Genomic DNA, 20,936 nt, shown 5'->3' with positions numbered 1-20,936 from the left:
TTTTGAGGAGAAGAATGAAACGGAAAATCATGATTGTGGAAGACAGCCTGACGGTTCGTCGCATGCTGACCCAGGCCATTGCGCAGCAGACCGGACTGGAAATCGATGCCTTTGATAGCCTTGACGCTGCGCGCGACTGCCAGGGTGAGGAGTATGTGGTCGCCCTGGTGGATCTCACCCTGCCGGATGCCCCCTCTGGAGAGGCCGTCAATGTGCTGATGGAGCGCGGCTTGCCTGTGGTGATCCTCACCGCCGACATCAGCGAGGAGAAACGGGAAGCCTGGCTGGATGCAGGGGTGCTGGACTACGTGATGAAGGACTCACGTCACTCCCTGCAATATGCCGTCAGCCTGGTGCACCGCCTCTATTTGAACCAGGCCATCGAAGTGCTGGTGGTCGATGATTCGCGCACCTCTCGCCACCGCACTGCGGCCCAGCTACGCAAGCAGCTGCTGCAGGTACACGAGGCCGCCTGTGCCCGCGATGCCCTGGCCCTGCTCGAGCAGCACCCCGCCATCCGACTCATGCTGGTGGACTACTACATGCCGGAGATCGACGGCATCAGTCTGGTGCGGATGCTGCGGGAGCGCTACAGCAAGCAGCAGCTCGCCATCATCGGCATCTCGGTGTCGGACAAGCACGGCCTCTCGGCCCGCTACCTCAAGCAAGGGGCGAACGACTTCCTCAACCAGCCCTTTGAACCCGAGGAGCTGCAGTGCCGGGTCAGCCACAACCTGGAAGCGCTGGAACAGTTCAACAGCATCCAGGAGTCGGCCAACCGGGACTACCTGACCGGACTCTACAACCGGCGCTACTGGTTCAACGAGGGACAGAAGTGGTTCGAGGAGCACCAGCGCCAGCAGGCGCCGCTCTCCCTCTGCGTGCTCGACGTGGATCATTTCAAGCAGGTCAACGATCACTGGGGTCATGCCATCGGCGATCAGCTGCTCTGCCACCTGACACGGCTGCTTACCCAGTTTTTCCCGGATGCCATGATAGCCCGCTTCGGTGGGGAAGAGTTTGCCCTGATGGTGGCCCATTGCCCCGTCCCCGTGCTGCTCAAGCGACTGGAAGGGCTGCGCCAGCAGCTACGCCAGCAGCCCTTGTCACGGGAGATACCGCTGTTTGTGCGCGCCAGTTTTGGCGTCATCAACGTCGGGCGGCTCTCCATGGACGAAGCGCTCTGCGAGGCAGATCGCCAGCTTTATCAGGCCAAGAACACCGGACGCGACAAAATCGTCGCCCAGGGCGCCTGACCGAGTCTCGCACAAGACACTCCGTGTAGTACCGCCCGGCGCCACCTTGGGTGAGCGCCGGGTCACTTTCCTTTCTCCAGCCCCTCTGCCCGCCGGTCTCAGTACGTTTTGTCGACCCGCACGCCATCGTTGAAATAGAGGATGCGCACCTTGTCGCCCTGCGCGAACACCATGGTCGGATCGAAATCCTGGATCACGTTGATGAGCTTGTCCTGGTCGCTCCTGATCAAGAGCTCCACCAATTTGCTTTCCACCACGCTGCCCCCGGACTGGTAATGCTGCACCGCGGCCGCCCCCGCCAGCGCGCCCACGGCCGTGGCGATTTCCCGCCCGTGACCGCCGCCAAACTGGTTGCCGAGCAACCCGCCGAGCACGGCGCCTCCCAGCGTCTTCCAGCCGCTCTGCTCGGACTCCACCATCTGGCTCTGGGTGATGTTGCGCACCGTGTCGACCTGACCAAAGACCACCTGCTCCACGGGGCGCGCCGTGTTGCGCTCATACACGGCGCCCCAGGCGGGTGCCGTGACAAAGCCAAGCAAGCTGGATACTATCAGGATAATGGCCTTCATCTATGAACCTCTGCCTTATGTCTCGCTATCTTACCGAACTGGATGATGAGCTGTGCTGGTTTCCCTCCCCCAGCCATGCGCTGGAAGAACCCAACGGACTGCTGGCGATAGGGGGGGATCTCTCCCCCGCTCGACTGCTGGCAGCTTATCACAGCGGGATCTTTCCATGGAATGAGCCACACCAGCCGCTACTGTGGTGGTCACCGGATCCCAGGGGGGTCATCGTGCCCGACGAACTCCATATTGGTCGCAGCCTGCAGAAGGTCATCCGCCGCACTCCCGTCGAGGTGTTCATCAATCGCGCCTTCGATGAGGTGATTGCGGCCTGCGCCGCCCCTCGTCGCAGTGCCAGCGGAACCTGGATCAGCGCCCCCATGATCGACGCTTACCGGCAGCTGCATCGCCTTGGCCACGCGCACTCCGTCGAAATCTGGCAGGATGACCAGCTGCAGGCCGGTCTCTACGGCCTCTCCCTCGGCCGCGTCTTCTGCGGCGAGTCCATGTTCAGTCGCATCGACAACGGCACCAAGCTGGCCATGGTGGCGCTCTGTCGCCATTTCGCCCGCCATGGTGGCGCCCTCATCGACTGCCAGATGCAAAACCCCTTTCTGGCGACCCTGGGTGTCCAGGAGTGGCCGAGAAAGCAATTCCTGAGTGCATTGACCACCCTGAGTCGGCAACCCCTGCTGGATGGCTGCTGGCAGGCGAGGAGGATCAGCCCATGAGCGAAGAAGTGATCCTCAAGGTGGGGCTGACCCCCAGGCACCCGTGCAGCTATCTTGGCCACGAGCAGGAGCAGTTGCTGGTACTGATGGATCATGATCTGCTCAATGCCGCAGGGTATGAGCGGCTGCTGACCGCCGGATTTCGCCGCAGCGGCAACGACATCTATCGTCCCCACTGCCCCGCCTGCAGCGCCTGCCAGTCCCTGCGCATCCACAGCGAGCGGTTCGTACCGAGCCGCAGCCAGAAGCGCATTCGCCATCTCAACCGCGATCTCGAGCTGGTGCTGAGCTACGACGACAAGCCGGAGTACTACCAGCTCTATGAGCGCTATATCCGCGAGCGCCACCGGGATGGCAGCATGTATCCACCGAGCCGTACCCAGTACAAGGGATTCCTGCACTGCGACTGGATGCCGCCCCTCTACTTGGAGATACGCAAGGAGGGACGCCTCATCGGGGTCGCGACCACGGACCTGCTTCCCCACTCGATGAGCGCCATGTACACCTTCTTCGACCCGGACCACGCCGACCGCTCCCTCGGCACCTTTGCCATTTTGAGCCAGTTGGAACTTGCCCGGCGCACCGGTCGCCAGTGGCTCTATCTGGGGTATCTGGTGGAGGAGTGCCGCAAGATGAATTACAAACGCCAATACCTGCCCCACGAGCTGCTGGTGCAGGGAGAATGGAAAAAATTCGACGCCAGGCCCGAGTAAACTTTACACATAGCCTTAAATCCGGCATGATCCAGCGGTTTTTTGTTGTGGCTTATCAAGAGGATTCAATGGCTAAAGAAGACAGTATTGAGATGCAGGGTACCATTCTCGAAACCTTGCCCAATACCATGTTCCGTGTGGAACTGGAAAATGGTCACGTGGTTATCGCTCATATTTCCGGCAAGATGCGCAAAAACTACATCCGTATCCTGACTGGAGACAAAGTAACGGTGGCTCTGACTCCGTACGATCTCTCCAAGGGACGTATTGTTTTCCGCTCTCGCTAAGCCAGGAATTCAGCAAAAAACCCCAGCCTCTCGGTTGGGGTTTTTTGTCATTGCTGGCATTCATGACCCATCAGTGGGAGACAGCTTCAACGTTGACCTGAAAATCAAAGCTGAGGCTGTTATTCACCAGCTCGACCCGCACCACGCCACCATCGACCAGTGAACCAAACAGGATCTCGTTGGCCAGCGGCTTCTTGAGCTGCTCCTGAATGACCCGACCCATGGGTCTGGCCCCCATCGCCCTGTCATACCCCTTCTCGGCCAGCCAATGGCGCGCCTCTTCGGAGACTTCGAGCGATACCCCTTTCGCATCCAGCTGTACCTGCAGCTCGACGATGAACTTGTCGACGACCTGATGGATGATCGCCATGTCCAGGTGGTTGAACCAGATGATGTGATCCAGCCGGTTGCGAAACTCCGGGCTGAAGGTCTTGTTGATCACCGCCATGGCATCGTGGCTCATGTCCTGTTGCTGGAAGCCGATGGACTTGCGCTGTGTCTCCTGTACCCCCGCGTTGGTGGTCATCACCAGGATCACATTGCGAAAATCGGCCTTGCGCCCGTTGTTGTCGGTTAGGGTGCCGTTGTCCATCACCTGCAGCAGCAGGTTGAAGACATCCGGGTGCGCCTTCTCGATCTCGTCGAGCAGCACCACGGAGTGCGGATGCTTGAGGACGGAATCGGTCAGCAGCCCGCCCTGCTCGAACCCCACATAGCCGGGAGGAGCCCCAATCAGGCGGGAGACGGTGTGACGCTCCATGTATTCGGACATGTCAAAGCGCAGAACTTCCACCCCAAGCGCCTTGCCCAGTTGCTGGGTAACTTCTGTCTTGCCCACCCCGGTCGGACCGGCGAACAGGAAGCACCCGACGGGGCGACGCTCGTTGCCAAGGCCAGAGCGTGACAGCCTAATGGCATCCGTGAGCACAGTGATAGCTTTGTCCTGACCGAACACCACCATCTTGAGATTGCGCTCCAGGTTCTTCAGCACCTCCTTGTCGGAGGAGGAGACGGATTTCTCCGGGATGCGGGCGATCTTGGCTACAATGGCCTCGATTTCCGGCACATTGATCACTTTCTTGCGTTTGCTGGCCGGCAACAACCGCTGCCCTGCCCCCGCCTCGTCGATCACGTCGATGGCCTTGTCCGGCAGGTGGCGATCGTTGATGTATTTGGCTGAGAGCTCCACCGCGGCACGAATGGCCTTGACGGTGTAGCGCACACCATGGTGAGACTCATAGCGGCTCTTGAGCCCCATCAGAATACGCGTCGTGTCATCCACACTCGGCTCGACGATGTCGATCTTCTGGAAGCGGCGGGCCAGGGCCCGGTCTTTTTCAAAGATCTGGGAATATTCCTGATAGGTCGTGGAGCCGACGCAGCGCAGCAAGCCGTTGGAAAGCAGTGGCTTGATGAGGTTTGCGGCATCGAGCTGGCCACCGGACGCGGCCCCCGCCCCGATGATGGTGTGGATCTCGTCGATGAAGAGGATGGCCCCCTCCTGACGCTCGATCTGCTTGAGCAGCACCTTGAGGCGTTTCTCGAAGTCGCCACGATATTTGGTCCCCGCCAACAGGGAGCCCATGTCGAGGGAGTAGATGGTGCTGTTAGCGATCACCTCGGGCACATCCCCCTTGACGATGCGATAGGCCAGCCCCTCGGCGATGGCGGTCTTGCCGACCCCCGCCTCCCCCACCAGCAGCGGGTTGTTCTTGCGGCGGCGGCACAGTACCTGGATGGTACGGCTCAGCTCCTGATCGCGCCCGATGAGCGGGTCGATTCGCCCCTCCAGCACCAGCTGGTTGAGGTTGGTGGCAAAGCTCTCGATCTGGGCGGAAGAGACCTCATCATCGGACTCGGCGTTATTGCCGCCGCCACTCTCGGGTTTGCTGTCTTTGCGTACCCCGTGGGAGAGGAAATTCACCACGTCCAGCCGGCTGACTTCCGCCTTTTTCAGGAAGTAGGCGGCCTGGGACTCCTGCTCGCTGAAGATGGCGACCAGGACGTTGGCACCGCTGACCTCGGTATTGCCCGACGACTGGACATGGAACACGGCGCGTTGCAGCACGCGCTGGAAACCAAGGGTCGGCTGGGTCTCTCTATCTTCGTCATCACGGGGGATCAGCGGGGTTGTTTGATCGATGAATGCGCGGATCTCCTTGCGCATCTGCTCCACATCCGCACCACACGAACTCAGCGCCTCATGGGCTGAGCTGTTATCCAACAGGGCTAACAACAGGTGCTCGACGGTCATGAATTCGTGGCGCTCGTCACGGGCCAGCTTGAAAGCCTCGTTCAGCGTCTTTTCTAGATCTTTGTTCAACATAGGCACCTCCCCTCAGTACAGCAACAATGCGGTGTCGTTATCGCCATCAAGTCATCAGCTTCAAGCCTTTTCCATGGTACATAGCAGTGGATGTTCGTTGTTACGTGAATAGGTGTTGACCTGGACCACCTTGGTTTCGGCAATCTCGGCGGTGAATGTGCCACAGACTCCCTTACCACTATAATGCACGCTCAGCATCACCTGAGTGGCCTTCTCCAGATCCATACCAAAGAACCTTTGCAGCACCTCCACCACGAACTCCATCGGTGTGTAGTCGTCGTTGTTCAGGACGACCTTGTACATGGGTGGCGGTTGCAGCTTCGTTTTCTCTGCTTCTGCAATCTCTTCATTAGCAAAGAGTTCTTTCTGCTTGCTCATAATTGCGCTTTGGTACCTCTAGATTACTACCGTCTCGTTCTCGATTGTCAATAGACTTGTTAACCAGATCACATCGGTTGTTAACAACTTCTTGACTCGCTTAAAAGTTGGACTAGATTGGTTACTTGCTAATCGGCGCCCGTCTGCTATGGGGTCATGCCCTAGTTATATAAGGCCGGCGCAGGTTACTCAACGACTTCAGGGTAATCAATAAAAGGATGTAGATGTATGGCAACCGGAACAGTCAAGTGGTTCAACAACGCAAAAGGATTTGGGTTTATCTGTCCGGAAGGCGGTGGTGAAGATATCTTCGCTCACTACTCCACGATTCAAATGGAAGGTTACAAGACCTTGAAAGCAGGTCAGGCAGTCAATTTTGAACTGCAACAGGGGCCGAAAGGAAATCATGCCTCTGTCATCGTGCCAAACGAAGCACAGAACATCTAAGAGTCAGACTGGATAAATTAAAAAACGGCATCCTGCAGGGATGCCGTTTTTTTATTGGGTTTGCAGCCCCGCAGAACAGGGAAGGTCAGACCTTCCCTGTTCTTTCGCAATATGCGCTCAGCGGGCCAGCAGGATGTTTAGCATGCGGCGCAGCGGCTCGGCGGCGCCCCACAACAGCTGATCGCCCACGGTGAAGGCGGCCAGGTACTCCGGACCCATGTTGAGCTTGCGCAGACGACCCACCGGGATGCTGAGAGTGCCGGTGACGGCCGCCGGGGTCAGCTCGCGGGCGGTGATGTCGCGATCGTTGGGGATCACTTTCACCCAGTCATTGTGGGCAGCCAGCAGGGCCTCGATTTCGGGGAGCGGCACGTCTTTTTTCAGCTTGATGGTGAAGGCCTGGCTGTGGCAGCGCAGGGCACCGATGCGCACACACAGACCATCCACCGGAATGGCGGCGCTTTCTAGCCCAAGGATCTTGTTGGTCTCGGCCTGACCCTTCCACTCTTCACGGCTCTGGCCATTGTCGAGTTTGGTGTCGATCCAGGGGATCAGGCCACCGGCCAGGGGCACGCCGAAGTTATCCACCGGCAGAGTGCCGGAGCGGGTCTTCTCGGTTATCTTGCGCTCGATGTCGAGAATGGCAGAGGCGGGATCCGCCAGCTCCACCGCCACTTCATCGCGCAGTATGCCCATCTGGGTGACCAGCTCGCGCATATGGCGCGCACCGCCACCGGACGCTGCCTGATAGGTGGCCACGCTCACCCACTCCACCAGATCGGCCTTGAACAGGCCGCCCAGAGCCAGCAACATCAGGCTGACGGTGCAGTTGCCGCCGACGAAGGTTTTGATGCCGTCATTCAGTGCCCGCTCGATGACGTCACCGTTGACCGGATCCAGGATGATGACCGCGTCCTTCTCCATGCGCAGGGAGGAGGCCGCATCTATCCAGTAACCCTGCCAGCCAGTGGCTTTCAGGCGCGGATAGACATCTTTGGTGTAATCGCCGCCCTGGGCGGTGATGATGATCTCCTGTGCGGCCAGCGCCTCGATGTCGAAGGCATCCTGCAGGGTGCCGGCATCGACGCCGAAGTTGGGGGCGGCCTCACCGGCCTGGGAGGTGGTGAAGAAGGTGGGTTGAATATGGGCGAAATCCTTCTCTTCCTGCATCCGGCTCATCAGGACCGAACCCACCATGCCACGCCAACCGACCAAACCTACTTTTTTCATAATGTCCTACCCTGGATAGCTGCTATAGAAACCGTGTGTTGCACCCGCCCCCCTGTCCGGCAGCCGCCATTTACAAGGGGTTCACAATATGTGGGTTGCGAAGAATGTGTCTGTCCACATTACGGATTGTGGCGGCCGGTGCAAGTCGAATTGCGCAATATTCTGTGCCATTCGTTGCAATATCCGCCAGCCTGGCGTGTGGCCGAGCAAGCGGCTGGCATCCCGTATCGGCTTGGGGCATCATTGAGACCACTCGGCAGCCCTCTGCCCCTTGGGGACGACCTCAAGGACTCCCGATGTGCAGGGACGACCCTGCTTCCTGCGGAACCTTCTCTATGTCCTGGTTACTCCTGCTTCTGGCCGGTCTGTTCGAGGTCGCCTGGGCCATCGGCCTCAAGTACACCAACGGTTTCAGCCGTCCCCTCCCCACCCTGCTTACCCTGAGTGCCATGGCCGTGAGCGTGCTGCTGCTCGCCATGGCAGTCAAGCAACTGCCCCTTGGCACCGCCTACGCAGTCTGGACCGGTATCGGTGCGGTAGGCACCGTGTTGATGGGGATCTGGCTGTTCAACGAACCGGCCACCCTGGCCCGGGTGCTCTGCCTGCTGCTGATCATCGGCGGCATCCTGGGGTTGAAAGTAATAGGTTAGCCACTTCCTTGAGTGGTCGGCCCACGACCTGCTGACTGGCAAGTGACAAAACAACCAATAAGACGTGAAAATCCCTTAAGATCGCTCGCGGCTTTCCAATCCTTCGCTCTTGCACGCCAGCGGCAAGCGTGCATGTCGTCATGCCCCGTCAGACGCCCCTATCAGGGTCGTCTCAATCCGGGCCTCCGGCATCATCTGCAACAGACCCGCCACCAGCCGATCGCCAGCCTCGTGCAGCGCCGCCAGCGGCATGGGAGGCAAGCTCTCCAGAATGAACCACATCTGGGTGCACTCCACGCTGAGCCGGGTCCGGATCCCCTGACGCCAGTTCCAGCGGCGGCAGGTCACCCCCCTGTCATCCCGCCACACCACTTCCCCGGGTTCAGGCGCCTCGTGGGCCGGCTCCCCTTCCTTTATGGTGTCAAAAAGCTCGCTGCCATCGGCGATCACCAGGCGTGGCGCGCCCTCATAGGCCGTCAGATTTTCCCCACCCACGGGAATAGCGTACTCAATGCTGACGGCATTGTAGAGATCGACCACGGGGTCGATGCTGGGCATGGTGCCATCGCGCAGCACCCGTTTACGCAGGGCCTCTGCCGAGCAGGGGGTGCGCTGTGGCTTGGCGCCAAAGCGTTTGAACACCTCGCCCCACGCGGCCAGATGGGCATGAGCCCAGGGCGCAGGCTCGGTGTCGCACGCTCGTACCAGCGCTTCGGCGCCCACATGCGGGTTCGTCACGGGGGCCGCCGCCACCAGAATGCTGAGGGCTCTGAAACCGGGAGCCAGAGTGGCGATGTCGGGGTCAATACGGGGGATCATGAAGGGCATAACAACTCCCGGTCAGCCAGGGATGACCAATGTCAGTAATAAGGAGGGGTGAAGAGGCCAGATAAAGGCCGTGCAGCCGGCTTGGGCACGCGCTCTTCATCGAGCAGGGGCCATGATGGAAGAAGCCTTGGCACAATGACATCGACATTCTCTTAAGGGGGTTAAGCAAAACTGATACCCAGCCCTGCTTGCCCGCGTCGCCAGTTGCCCAAAATGTCCCTCTCTTTGCACAGACCGAATCCCGGCCCCGGATCTGTTCAAATACCTGCGCCGCCGCATTGCCCTGGCCGCTTTCCCCGTCACTCATGCTATTATCTGCGACCAAACATGAGCCCATTAAAATCAGGACATTGTGATGACCGACCACACCTTTATTCCCGGCAAGGACGCGGCGCTGGAAGACTCCATCGAACGCTTCCAGACCAAGCTGCAAGCCCTGGGGTTTGATATCGAAGAGGCCTCCTGGCTCAACCCCGTACCGAACGTCTGGTCCGTGCACATCCGGGACAAGGATTGCGCCCTCTGCTTTACCAACGGCAAGGGTGCCAGCAAGAAGGCGGCGCTCGCCTCCGCTCTTGGCGAATATTTCGAGCGTCTCTCCACCAACTACTTCTTCGCCGACTTCTATCTGGGCGAGCAGGTAGCAAACGGCGACTTCGTGCACTACCCGAACGAGAAGTGGTTCCCCATCGAGGGGGATCAACTGCCGGCCGGTCTGCTCGACTCCTTCACCCGCAAGTTCTACAACCCGGACGGTGAAGTGACCGCCGACATGCTGGTGGATCTGCAATCCGGCAACGAGGAGCGCGGCATCGTCGCCCTGCCCTTCGAGCGTCAGTCCGACCACCAGACCGTCTATATCCCGATGAACATCGTCGGCAACCTCTACGTCTCCAACGGCATGAGCGCCGGCAACACCAAGACCGAAGCCCGCACCCAGGGCCTGTCCGAGGTGTTCGAGCGCCACGTGAAGAACAAGATCATTGCCGAGGCCATCAGCCTGCCGGAGATCCCGGCGGAGGTCATCGCCCGCTACCCCGGCATCAAGGCCTCCATCGATGCGCTGGAGGCCGAAGGCTTCCCCATCTACAGCTTCGATGCGTCGCTCGGCGGCCGTTATCCGGTCATCTGCGTGGTGCTGCTCAACCCGAGCAACGGCACCTGCTTTGCCTCCTTCGGCGCCCACCCGCGCTTCGAAGTGGCCTTCGAGCGTACCGTCACCGAGCTGCTGCAAGGCCGCAGCCTCAAGGATCTGGACGTCTTCGTGCCGCCGTCGTTTGACAACGAGCAGGTGGCGGATCACCACAACCTGGAGACCCACTTCATCGACTCCTCCGGCCTCATCAGCTGGGATCTGTTCAAGCAGGAGTCCGACTTCGAATTTGCCGACTGGGACTTCCGCGGCACCTCGCAAGAAGAGTTCGACCACCTGATCGGCATCTTCCACGAGCTGGAGCAGCCGGTCTACATCGCCGATTACGAGCACCTGGGCGTCTACGCCTGCCGAATCCTGGTACCCGGCATGTCCGACATCTACCCGGTGGAAGATCTGCTGCTGGCCAACAACACCATGGGGGCCCACCTGCGGGAGACCATACTGGCGCTGCCATCCCTGGAGTGGGACGCAGAGCAGTACATGGCGCTGTTCGACCAGCTGGATGAAGAGGGTCACGACGAGCGGACCCGGGTGCGCGAGCTGCTCGGCATCGCCGCCGCCAAGGGCAGCGCCCTGCACACCCTGCGGGTCGGTGAGCTCAAAGCCATGCTGGCCCTGGCCGCAGGCGAGCTGGAGAGCGCGCTTGATCTCATCGACTGGACCATGGAGTTCAACCAGTCGGTGTTCCCGGCCGATCGCGCTGCCTACTACCGCGCCCTGCGCGCCTGCGTCGAGCTCTTCCTGGACGAGGATCGCGACCCAGAGCAATACCGTCCGGTGTTCGCCCGCATGTTCGGGGAGGAGACCCTGGCACAGGCCTGGGCCAACGCCCGCGGCGAGGCGCGCTTCCACGGTCTGGAGGCGGCTGATCTGTCGCTCGAGCAGTTCCCGCTGCACCAAAAACTGCTGGCGGCCTACGAAAAGCTACAAAAAGCCAAACGAATCCATACCTGGAACTGATATGCTAGTGTGACGAAGGGGCCTTAGGGCCCCTTCTGTTTTATGGTCTACGCTTTGGCTGGCCAAGCCACAAAGATGAAATAAAAGACAAAAAATACCTCTTAGGGGGTTGTTAATTTGGCACTCATGGTGCAGCGCCGCCGCAAAGATGCCTTGCCGGTACTTTTTTAGGGACGCTCTTTATAAGTTCTTAAAAATCATGAAATTAATAACAGACCTATTTATGTTTCACCTGAAACCTGGTGTAAAGAAACGCTTCCGGATAGCAAAAAATCCTGTAGTAAAATTACATTCACAATCTGTAATTCTTGATCGGTGTCAATTTTGGGGATCTGCCCCTTTGTTATGATTTCCACAGGCAAAATATGCAGGTAACGAGAATTGAAAGCAGAATCTCCCTTTGATTGTCTGAAGCCCGAAGCCATCGCCGCACTGGCCGAAGACATTACCTATGCCAAGGCCACCAAGCCCGCATACAAGACTATCCCTCTGGCCATCACGGCAGGCGCCTTCATCGCCATCGCCTTCGTCTTCTACATCACCGTCACTACCGGCTCGAGCGGCATGTCCTGGGGCATGGCCAAGCTGGTCGGTGGTCTCTGCTTCTCCCTCGGCCTCATCCTCTGTGTGCTGCTCGGCGCCGAGCTGTTCACCTCCACCACCCTGACCCTGGTGGCCAAGGCGGCCAATCGAATCAGCTGGGCCCAGCTGCTCAAGAACTGGGGACTCGTCTACTTCGGCAACCTCATCGGCGGGCTCATCATCGTCGGCCTCATCATCATGTCGGCGGAATACACGGCAGCGGATGGCCAGTGGGGACTGAACGCCATGAAAGTGGCCCAGCACAAGATCCATCACACCTTCTTCGAAGCCGTGGCCCTTGGCATCCTCTGTAACCTCATGGTGTGTCTCGCCGTGTGGATGGCCTTCGGCGCCCGCAGTGCCACCGACAAGGTGATGGTGATGCTGCTCCCCGTCGCCATGTTCGTCGCCTCCGGCTTCGAGCACAGCATCGCAAACATGTTTATGATCCCGGTCGGTATCGCCATTCACAGCGTCGCAGGCCCGGAATTCTGGCAGGCCATCGGCCAGGACCCGGCGACCTTTGCCGACCTGACCGTATCCAATTTCGTCTTGCACAACCTGATCCCTGTCACCATTGGCAATATCATTGGTGGTGGCGTCATGGTAGGACTGACTTACTGGTTTATCTTCCGTCGCCATCATTAAGGATGGCGGCAGACACATAAATACCTTGAGAGGTAATGAAAATGGCAGAACTTAACGAACAGTTCCAACAAGCATGGGAAGGCTTCGCAGCCGGTGAATGGCAGACCTCTGTCAACACCCGTGACTTCATCCAGAAGAACTACACCCCGTATGAAGGTGACGAGTCCTTCCTGGCTGGCGCGACCGAAGCCACCACCAAGCTGTGGGACAAGGTCATGGAAGGCATCAAGATCGAAAACCGCACTCACGCGCCAGTCGATTTTGATACCGACCTGCCCTCCACCATTACCGCTCACGATGCCGGCTATATCGACCAGAGCCTGGAGCAAATCGTCGGTCTGCAGACTGACAAGCCGCTCAAGCGCGCCATCATCGCCAATGGCGGTATCAAGATGGTCAAGACCTCTTGCGAAGTGTACGGTCGCCAGCTCGATCCCATGGTCGAGAAGATCTTCACCGAGTACCGCAAGACTCACAACCAGGGCGTGTTCGACGTCTACACCAAAGACATCCTGAACTGCCGCAAGTCCGGCGTCATCACCGGTCTGCCGGATGCCTACGGCCGTGGCCGCATCATCGGTGACTACCGCCGTGTTGCCCTGTACGGTATCGACTTCCTGATGGCCGACAAACTGGCCCAGTTCAAGTCCCTGCAGGCTGACCTGGAAAACGGTGTCAACCTGGAAGCCACCATCCGTCTGCGCGAAGAGATCTCCGAGCAGCACCGTGCCCTGGCCCAGATGAAGGTGATGGCTGCCAAATATGGCTGCGACATCTCCGTTCCGGCCAAGACCGCGAAAGAAGCCGTACAGTGGACCTACTTCGCCTACCTGGCGGCGGTCAAGTCCCAGAACGGCGCGGCCATGTCCTTCGGTCGTACCTCCAGCTTCCTGGACATCTACATCGAGCGTGACCTGCAAAAAGGCCTGATCACCGAGCAAGAAGCCCAGGAGCTGATGGACCACATGGTCATGAAGCTGCGCATGGTTCGCTTCCTGCGTACCCCGGAATACGATTCACTGTTCTCCGGCGACCCGATGTGGGCTACCGAGACCCTGGCTGGTATGGGCGTTGACGGCCGTACCCTGGTCACCAAGAACAGCTTCCGTATGCTGAACACCCTGTACACCATGGGCCCGTCCCCTGAGCCGAACCTGACCATCCTGTGGTCCGAGAAGCTGCCGGTCGGTTTCAAGAAGTACTGTGCCAAGGTATCCATCGAGACCTCCTCCGTTCAGTACGAGAACGACGACCTGATGCGTCCGGACTTCAACAACGATGACTACGCCATCGCTTGCTGTGTGTCCCCGATGATCGTCGGCAAACAGATGCAGTTCTTCGGTGCCCGTGCCAACCTGGCCAAGACCATGCTGTACGCCATCAACGGCGGTATGGACGAGAAGCTCAAGATCCAGGTCGGTCCGAAAACCGAAATGGTCACCTCCGAGTACCTCGACTACAACGACGTGATGGACAGACTGGATCACTTCATGGACTGGCTGGCCAAGCAGTACGTCGCCGCCCTGAACATCATCCACTACATGCACGACAAGTACAGCTACGAAGCCTCCCTGATGGCGCTGCACGACCGTGACGTCTATCGCACCATGGCTTGCGGCATCGCCGGTCTGTCCGTTGCGGCTGACTCCCTGTCTGCCATCAAGTACGCCAAGGTCAAGCCGGTACGTGATGCCGATGGCGTCTCCATCGACTTCGAGATCGAAGGCGAGTACCCGCAGTTCGGTAACAACGACGCTCGCGTCGATGACATCGCCTGCGACTTGGTCGAGCGCTTCATGAAGAAGATCCAGAAGCTCAACACCTACCGCGGCGCCGTGGCTACCCAGTCCGTGCTGACCATCACCTCCAACGTGGTGTACGGCAAGAAGACCGGTAACACCCCGGATGGTCGTCGCGCCGGTGCGCCGTTCGGCCCGGGTGCCAACCCGATGCACGGTCGTGACCAGAAGGGTGCCGTTGCTTCCCTGACGTCCGTTGCCAAGCTGCCGTTCGCCTACGCCAAAGATGGTATCTCCTATACCTTCTCCATCGTGCCGAACGCCCTGGGCAAAGACATGGAAGCCCAGAAAGCCAACCTGGCCGGCCTGATGGATGGTTACTTCCACCACGAAGCCAACCTGGAAGGTGGTCAGCACCTGAACGTCAACGTGATGAACCGTGAAATGCTGCTGGACGCCATGGAAAACCCGGAGAAATATCCGCAGTTGACCATCCGCGTATCCGGTTATGCCGTTCGCTTCAACTCTTTGACTAAAGAACAACAGCAAGACGTCATCACCCGTACCTTCACCGCCTCTCTGTAATAGAGTCTCGGTGAACAAAAACCGGCGCCTGGGCGCCGGTTTTTTTATGCCTGATAGACAGGGAGCATGGCCTGAAAACCTGCAGGCAAGGCCGGCACTCCCCTCCTCTCACCCGCCTTGTTCAGGGTCGCTCACCAGCCGCCAGACGGCGGTTGATATCGGCGATGACCGGGGCGATGTCGGCCAGGGTGTCGATGACGTAATGCGCTCCCGCCGCCCGCAGTTTGGCCTCCGCTGGTGCGCGCCTCTCGGCGATTTCGGCTTCGCTCATGGCGGCGAACTCCTCCCAGGTGGCGCCAAATTCGTTGCCGGAAACCGACAATCCCACGGTCCACATGCCCGCGTTCAACCCTTCGCTGATGCCGGGCACGGCATCATCCACCTTGATGCAGCGATGCACCGCGCTGATTCCGAGCTCAATCACATTAGCCTGTGCCATCCAGGGGCCGGGGCGGCCACCCGCCTTGAGGTCATCGGTGGCGACCCAGTGATCCGGCCGATAGCCATGCTCGGCCGCCGCCGGTACCAGCGCCTCCATCACCGGACGGGGGTAACCGGAGCAGGAGCCGATCCGCAGCCCTTGAGCTCGCAGAGCCTCCAGCACCGGCAGCACACCCGGGATGGGGGCGGCGAAGCGGGTCACGGCGGCAATCTGCAGCGGCATAAAGGTGTGATAGAGGTGGTCCACCTCGGCGTGGCTCATGGGGTGGCCAAAGCGAGCCTGCCAGCGCGCATCCACCGAAGGCAGACGGCCCAGCGCGGCGATATGATCCCACTTGCCCAACCCCATGGGCTGGCGCGCCTCATCCAGAGTAACGGGGAAGTCATAGGCGCGGGCGAAGGCCTCGACGAAGATGGAGGTGGGGGCGAAGGAGCCGAAATCGACGACGGTGCCGGCCCAGTCGAGGATCAGCGCCTCCACGTCGGTGGTCGGGTCGATGGCAGTCTGCAAGTCAGTCATGGTGATCTTCCTGTTTCGGTGAAAGCGCGATCTCGCCCAAGGCGCGATCGAGAATGGCGATGGCCCGCACCAGATCGGCGCGGGCGATATTGAGCGGTGGCGAGAGCTGGATAACGTTGCCCTGGGAGACCTTGAAGCTGAGCCCCAGTTCCAGACAGCGGTAGAGCAGCCGCTCGGCAGCCTGGCTGTTTCGAGCTCGACTCTGATGATCGACCACCAGATCGAGCGCCCAGAGCAAACCGATACCGCGCACCTGGCCGATCAGCGGGTGGCGCTCGGCAAGCGCCGCGAGCTCGCGCGCCATAAAGCGGCCATCCTCCCGCGCTTTATCGAGCAGCCCCTCTTCACGGATGGTGGCAATGGTGGCGAGGGCCGCCGCACAGCCGATAGGGCTCTTCTCGTGGGTGTAGTGACCGAGCGAGATGGCCGCCGCCTGATTGAAACGATCGCGAGTGATGAGCGCGGCAAACGGCACCACCCCGCCCCCCAACCCCTTGCCAAGGCAGATGATGTCGGGTTCGATGCCGAACTCTTCAAAGCTGAACCAGTGGCCGGTGCGGCCCAGGGCATTGGGGATCTCGTCGACTATCAGCAGCACATTATGGCGATCGCAGATCTCCCGCACCCGCTGCCAGTAGGCCCTTGAGGGCACCTGCACGTCGGTGTTTCGGATGGGCTCGGCGATAAAGGCGCCTATTCCCCCCTCCTTCTCGATGACGTACTCCAGATAATCGGCGTAGTGCAGGTCATCCCCCTCGCCGCGATACCAGACACCGCGATAGCGGGTGGGCGGCGGAATACGCTCCACCCCGGCCATCAAGGGGCCCATGCCGGCGCGAAAACAGGCCTCGCCACCGACCGAGATGGCATCAAGGGAAGCGCCGTGAAAGGCATCCCACAGGGACACCACCTTGCTGTTGCCGGTGATAAAGCGGGCGAGTTTCAAGGCAATCCCCACCACCTCGCTGCCGCCGGGGGCGAACAGCACCCGGTTGAGATCGCCTGGGGCCAGCTCGGCCAAGGTGCGGGCGCAGTCGATGGCGACCCGATGGGTGTAGCGGCGGGGCGCAAACGGCAGATCGGCGAGTTGTTGCTGCACCGCGGCCACCACCTTGGGGTGGCCGTGACCCAGCTGATGGACACTGTTGCCGTGAAAATCGAGGTAACGCTTGCCCGATACGCTGGTCAGCCAGCTCCCCTGCGCTCCCTCAAGCAAGTCCAGACAAGGGGTGGAGAGGGCCTGATGGAGAAAGTAGCGACTATCTTGTGCCAATCCCCCCTGCACCGCATCGCTCTGGCCTGCCCACCAGCGTGCGCGCCCCTCCCCCAAATTGATGTCCCCTTCACTGTCGGCCCGGCCGCTGCCATGCAGACTGTCGTCACGCAGATCGCGACCGTGAAGCGCCTGGCTCGTCATCGTGCTTCCCCCTGCCAGTAGCAGGCGCGGGCCATGGCGGCGAGCAAGCAGCGCACCCGCTCAGGGGTTACGTCGCCGATATTGCCGATACGGAAGCAGTCGGCCTGGGAGACCTTGCCCGGATAGATGACAAAGCCCTGCGCCTTGAGCCGCTGGTAGAAATCGGCGAAGCGGTAATCCGGGTGGGCCGGGGAGTAGAAGGCGGTGATGATGGGGGATTGCCACTCCTCTGGCAGCAGCGGCGCAAAACCGAGGGCGGTCATGCCATCCACCAGGGTGCGCTGATTCTCGCTGTAACGCTGATGGCGGGCGTCGATCCCGCCCTCCTCTTCCAGCTCGCGCAGAGCCTGGGCAAAGGCGAGCACGGTATGGGTGGGCGAGGTAAAGCGCCACTTGCCCCCCTGCTGCTCCATGGTCTGCCACTGGGCGTGCAGGTCGAGGGAGACCGAGCGGGCACGACCGGCGCAGGCCGTGAGCGCGGCGCGGCGGGCGATGACGAAGCCAAAGCCCGGCACCCCCTGAATGCACTTGTTGGCGGAGCTGATGAGAAACTCGATGCCAAGGCGCCCCATGTCGATGGGGATGCCACCAAAGCTGCTCATGGCATCGACGATCAGGCGGATGCCGCGGCGCTGGCAGAGCGCAGCCACCTCCTCAAGGGGGTTGAGCATGCCGGTGGTGGTCTCGCAGTGCACCATGACCAAGTGGGTGATCTCGGGGTGGCGCGCCAGCATCGCCTCGATGGCGGCGGGTTCCGGGCGGGTGGTCTCGCCGCAGTCGAGCTCATGGTGGCGCAGGCCAAGACAGCGGGCCATCTCCCCCATGCGGGCGCCGTAGGCACCATTGTTGATGATCAGCAGGCACTCATCGACGCCTATCGCCGAGCCCAGCACGCTCTCCACCACATAGCTGCCGCTCCCCTGCAGCAGCACGGCGCTGTAGTCGCTCTCATATTCAGGGCCAGTGGCCAAGCGCACCAGCTCGCGACGGATGGGCTCCACCACGCCCTGGTTGTAGTCCGCATCCCAGGTGCAGCTGTCTTGCAGCATGGCAGCGCGCACCGTGGCTGTGGTCGAGAGGGGGCCCGGGGTCAGCAGCAGGTAATCGACGGCGGCAGGGGCCGCAGGAATATGGGTCATGACTTCGCTCCCTTTGGTATATACCAGAATGAGCGCATTGTGGGTAACAGCCCCGCCAAGGTCAAAGGGGTGCCCTTACGTGCAACAAAAAATTCATTTTCGGCGCCGTGATCGCGATAATCTAGGAAGCCAGAACCACAGGGGCAACACTGGTCTTTACCAATGTACTTTGACACCTCTGTTTAGCGACCGGATCGACGACCAGACCTGTGCCCAACCCATTGCACAACCAGGGACTTTCATGAGCAAACCCCAATACCTGCAGATCAAGGATGCCCTCGCCAACCAGATCCTGGCGGGGGGCCTGGCCCCCAACGACAAGCTCCCCTCCGAGCGGCTGCTGGGGGAACTCTACGGCACCACCCGGGTCACCATCCGCGAGGCGCTGGTACAGCTGGAGGCCAACGGCCTTATCTATCGGGAGGATCGCCGCGGCTGGTTCGTCACGCCGCCGCGCTTTCGCCTCAATCCCAGACGCACCTCCAACTTTCACCAGATAGTGCGCGAGCAAGGGGGTGAGCCACGCACCGAGCTCCTGGAAAAAAGCCGCCAGGCGGTGCCGCCGGCGCTGATGGTACGGCTGCAGCTCAAGCCATTCGACAGCCTGTTTCTGCTCAAGCGGCTGCGCTACGCCAACGGGCGCGCCATCTGCTATTGCGAGAACCATTGCCTGCCAGAGCGCGTACCTGGCCTGCTGGAGCTGGATCTCAACGGCAGCCTGACCGAGATCTATCAGGCCCATTACGATCTGCACTACGCCCGCATGCAGGTGCGCTTCTTCCCCACCGCCCTGCCGGACGAGGTGGCCAAGGCACTGGGGGCCACCGCGGGTCTGCCCGCCCTGCGCCTGGAGCGACTCAACTTCGATCAACACGGCCGGGTACTCGACTTCGATCTGGAGTACTGGCGCCACGACAGCCTGGAGATCGAGGTGGATACCCAGGAGTGACGTAGGCAAAACGTCACGGGGCCGTCACAGGATCGTAATAAAGCTCCCCTAGCCTCTCTCTCGACCAATCTGGTTTATACCAATCCAACCGACATGGAGAAGAGGATGAAACAGGGAACCCATCTGCTGGCCGCCGCCGTGCTGACCGCCATGACAGCCCCGGCACTGGCCGCCACCGATCTCACCGTCTACACCGCCTTCGAACCGGAGCAGCTCGGCGAGCTGAAAACCGCGTTCGAGCGCCAGCATCCGGACATCAACATCAAGTGGGTGCGCGACTCCACCGGCGTGGTCACCGCCCGCTTGCTGGCGGAAAAAGCCCAGCCCAAAGCGGACGTGGTGTGGGGTCTGGCCGCCACCAGCCTGATGCAGCTCGATCAGCAGCAGATGTTGACCGGTTACGCTCCCAAAGGGCTGGAGAGGCTCGACAGCCGCTTTCGCGACAGCAAGGCCGAGCCCCACTGGATCGGTCTGGACGCTTTCTTCAGCGCCATTTGCTTCAACAAGGTAGAGGCGGAGAAACAGGGGATCCCGGCGCCGACTAGCTGGGCCGATCTCACCAAGCCCGTCTACAAGGGCAAGGTGATCATGCCCAACCCCAGCTCCTCCGGCACCGGCTACCTGAGCGTCGCCGGCTGGCTGCAGACCATGGGCGAGCAGCAGGGCTGGCAATTTATGAACGGTCTGCACCAGAACATCGACCGCTACACCCACTCGGGTTCGGCCCCCTGCAAGCTGGCCGCCAGCGGCGAGACGGTGATCGGTATCTCCTTTGACTTCCCGGCCACCAGCCTCAAGGCCAAGGGTGCCCCCATCGAGGTGGTGTTCCCGAAAGAGGGTTCGGGCTGGGACATGGAAGCCGCCGCCATCATCAAGGGCACCCCCAAGCTGGAGGCCGCCAAACAGCTGCTCGACTTTGCCGCCACCGAACAGGCCAACGCTCTCTACAACAAGTCGTTCGCCGTGGTCGCCATCCCGGAGATGGCCAAGCCCAGAGCCGGCTATCCGGTGGACATCAACAGCCAGATGATCGACAACGACTTTGGCTGGGCTGCCCGCGAGCGCAACGCCATCCTGGCCCAGTGGAGCGCCAGCTTCGACGGCAAGACCGAAGCCAAGCAGTAATCCCGCTGGGGGCTGGTTTGAGCAATGCCAATGCACCCAGGGCGATAAACAAACTGCCGAAGGCCAACCCAGGTTGGCCTTCTCTTTTTGGCATCGCCTCACTTGTTTGTATCGTCCTCAATGGGTGGCACCTAACTCATCCACAAGCGACCAAGCTAGCTGCTGGCGACCCGATGTCATCTGACTGTCATCAAGCCGTCATCCCCCGATCACCTGACCGTCACACTTCACCCGCAAACTGGTATATACCAAATCAGTAGCGAGTC

Annotated in this window: 19 protein-coding genes; 11 read left to right on the top strand and 8 right to left on the bottom strand. The window is 60.4% G+C overall.

The features are described from left to right. Positions 1-14 precede the first annotated feature (14 nt). Entirely contained in the window at positions 15-1,256 is a 1,242-nt protein-coding gene (locus J9885_RS06790; protein ID WP_043761033.1) for a diguanylate cyclase, read from the top strand. 98 nt (positions 1,257-1,354) lie between these two features. On the opposite strand, the gene J9885_RS06785 is transcribed toward J9885_RS06790, so the two are convergent. After that, entirely contained in the window at positions 1,355-1,825 is a 471-nt protein-coding gene (locus J9885_RS06785; RefSeq protein ID WP_210548532.1) for a glycine zipper 2TM domain-containing protein, read from the bottom strand. A 17-nt stretch (positions 1,826-1,842) separates the two neighbouring features. Here J9885_RS06785 and aat point away from each other — a divergent pair, with 17 nt between their 5' ends. From aat to infA, 3 genes are all read left to right on the top strand, one after another. Next, on the top strand, positions 1,843-2,550 hold the full coding sequence (aat, locus tag J9885_RS06780; RefSeq protein ID WP_210548531.1) for a leucyl/phenylalanyl-tRNA--protein transferase: 708 nt from the start codon (positions 1,843-1,845) through the stop codon (positions 2,548-2,550). Then, a complete protein-coding gene (locus J9885_RS06775) occupies positions 2,547-3,263 on the top strand; it encodes an arginyltransferase (protein ID WP_043761037.1) in 717 nt (238 codons plus the stop codon). Before aat ends, J9885_RS06775 begins: the two co-directional genes overlap by 4 nt. Before the next feature lie 68 nt (positions 3,264-3,331). Further along, positions 3,332-3,550 (top strand): translation initiation factor IF-1, encoded by a 219-nt coding sequence (gene infA / locus J9885_RS06770; protein ID WP_005300033.1) that lies wholly within the window; start codon positions 3,332-3,334, stop codon positions 3,548-3,550. Between the two features lie 70 nt (positions 3,551-3,620). Here the strand turns inward: infA and clpA are convergent, their stop codons facing one another. Next, the gene (gene clpA / locus J9885_RS06765) at positions 3,621-5,876 is read right to left on the bottom strand and encodes an ATP-dependent Clp protease ATP-binding subunit ClpA (RefSeq protein WP_043761039.1); all 2,256 of its coding nucleotides are present in this window, start codon (positions 5,874-5,876) and stop codon (positions 3,621-3,623) included. A gap of 60 nt (positions 5,877-5,936) precedes the next feature. After that, on the bottom strand, positions 5,937-6,254 hold the full coding sequence (clpS, locus tag J9885_RS06760; RefSeq protein ID WP_005325410.1) for an ATP-dependent Clp protease adapter ClpS: 318 nt from the start codon (positions 6,252-6,254) through the stop codon (positions 5,937-5,939). A gap of 228 nt (positions 6,255-6,482) precedes the next feature. Here clpS and cspD point away from each other — a divergent pair, with 228 nt between their 5' ends. Continuing rightward, positions 6,483-6,701, top strand: a complete 219-nt coding sequence (gene cspD / locus J9885_RS06755; protein WP_010674510.1) for a cold shock-like protein CspD — start codon at positions 6,483-6,485, stop codon at positions 6,699-6,701. A 117-nt stretch (positions 6,702-6,818) separates the two neighbouring features. On the opposite strand, the gene asd is transcribed toward cspD, so the two are convergent. Further along, complete coding sequence (gene asd, locus J9885_RS06750) at positions 6,819-7,931, bottom strand: aspartate-semialdehyde dehydrogenase (RefSeq protein ID WP_043761043.1); 1,113 nt, start codon at positions 7,929-7,931, stop codon at positions 6,819-6,821. Between the two features lie 335 nt (positions 7,932-8,266). Here asd and sugE point away from each other — a divergent pair, with 335 nt between their 5' ends. Then, on the top strand, positions 8,267-8,581 hold the full coding sequence (sugE, locus tag J9885_RS06745) for a quaternary ammonium compound efflux SMR transporter SugE (RefSeq protein WP_210548530.1): 315 nt from the start codon (positions 8,267-8,269) through the stop codon (positions 8,579-8,581). A gap of 138 nt (positions 8,582-8,719) precedes the next feature. Here sugE and J9885_RS06740 read toward each other — a convergent pair whose 3' ends face one another. Beyond that, the gene (locus tag J9885_RS06740; RefSeq protein WP_210548529.1) at positions 8,720-9,409 is read right to left on the bottom strand and encodes a B3/4 domain-containing protein; all 690 of its coding nucleotides are present in this window, start codon (positions 9,407-9,409) and stop codon (positions 8,720-8,722) included. A gap of 355 nt (positions 9,410-9,764) precedes the next feature. On the opposite strand from J9885_RS06740, the gene ycaO reads away from it, so the two are divergent. The 3 genes from ycaO (at position 9,765) to pflB (ending at position 15,079) form a co-directional block, all read left to right on the top strand. Continuing rightward, positions 9,765-11,525 carry a 30S ribosomal protein S12 methylthiotransferase accessory factor YcaO gene (ycaO, locus tag J9885_RS06735; RefSeq protein ID WP_210548528.1) on the top strand — a complete coding sequence of 587 codons (1,761 nt, stop codon included), beginning with the start codon at positions 9,765-9,767 and terminating at the stop codon, positions 11,523-11,525. Positions 11,526-11,906: 381 nt separating this feature from the next. Next, positions 11,907-12,755, top strand: coding sequence for a formate transporter FocA (gene focA, locus J9885_RS06730; protein ID WP_134694987.1), 849 nt, complete (start codon positions 11,907-11,909; stop codon positions 12,753-12,755). A gap of 41 nt (positions 12,756-12,796) precedes the next feature. Continuing rightward, complete coding sequence (gene pflB, locus J9885_RS06725; RefSeq protein ID WP_282598280.1) at positions 12,797-15,079, top strand: formate C-acetyltransferase; 2,283 nt, start codon at positions 12,797-12,799, stop codon at positions 15,077-15,079. 121 nt (positions 15,080-15,200) lie between these two features. Here pflB and phnX read toward each other — a convergent pair whose 3' ends face one another. From phnX to phnW, 3 genes are read right to left on the bottom strand one after another with little or no spacing between them, the layout of a single operon-like run. Then, positions 15,201-16,040 (bottom strand): phosphonoacetaldehyde hydrolase, encoded by an 840-nt coding sequence (phnX, locus tag J9885_RS06720; protein ID WP_210548526.1) that lies wholly within the window; start codon positions 16,038-16,040, stop codon positions 15,201-15,203. Continuing rightward, entirely contained in the window at positions 16,033-17,457 is a 1,425-nt protein-coding gene (locus J9885_RS06715; protein ID WP_210548525.1) for an aspartate aminotransferase family protein, read from the bottom strand. The genes phnX and J9885_RS06715 overlap by 8 nt, the downstream gene beginning before the upstream one ends. Continuing rightward, positions 17,454-18,596: a 2-aminoethylphosphonate--pyruvate transaminase gene (phnW, locus tag J9885_RS06710; RefSeq protein ID WP_210548524.1), complete on the bottom strand. Its 1,143-nt coding sequence runs from the start codon at positions 18,594-18,596 to the stop codon at positions 17,454-17,456. Before phnW ends, J9885_RS06715 begins: the two co-directional genes overlap by 4 nt. Before the next feature lie 241 nt (positions 18,597-18,837). On the opposite strand from phnW, the gene phnR reads away from it, so the two are divergent. Further along, positions 18,838-19,545: a phosphonate utilization transcriptional regulator PhnR gene (gene phnR / locus J9885_RS06705; protein ID WP_210548523.1), complete on the top strand. Its 708-nt coding sequence runs from the start codon at positions 18,838-18,840 to the stop codon at positions 19,543-19,545. A gap of 105 nt (positions 19,546-19,650) precedes the next feature. Then, the gene (locus J9885_RS06700) at positions 19,651-20,670 is read left to right on the top strand and encodes a putative 2-aminoethylphosphonate ABC transporter substrate-binding protein (protein WP_081843760.1); all 1,020 of its coding nucleotides are present in this window, start codon (positions 19,651-19,653) and stop codon (positions 20,668-20,670) included. The last annotated feature ends 266 nt before the right edge of the window (positions 20,671-20,936 follow it).

Origin of the sequence: Aeromonas sp. SrichE-2G, from assembly GCF_017939565.1 — a bacterium.
GTDB lineage: Bacteria > Pseudomonadota > Gammaproteobacteria > Enterobacterales > Aeromonadaceae > Aeromonas > Aeromonas taiwanensis.
Note: the sequence above shows the minus strand (reverse complement) of the source record. Positions and strands in the feature narration are given on the sequence as shown.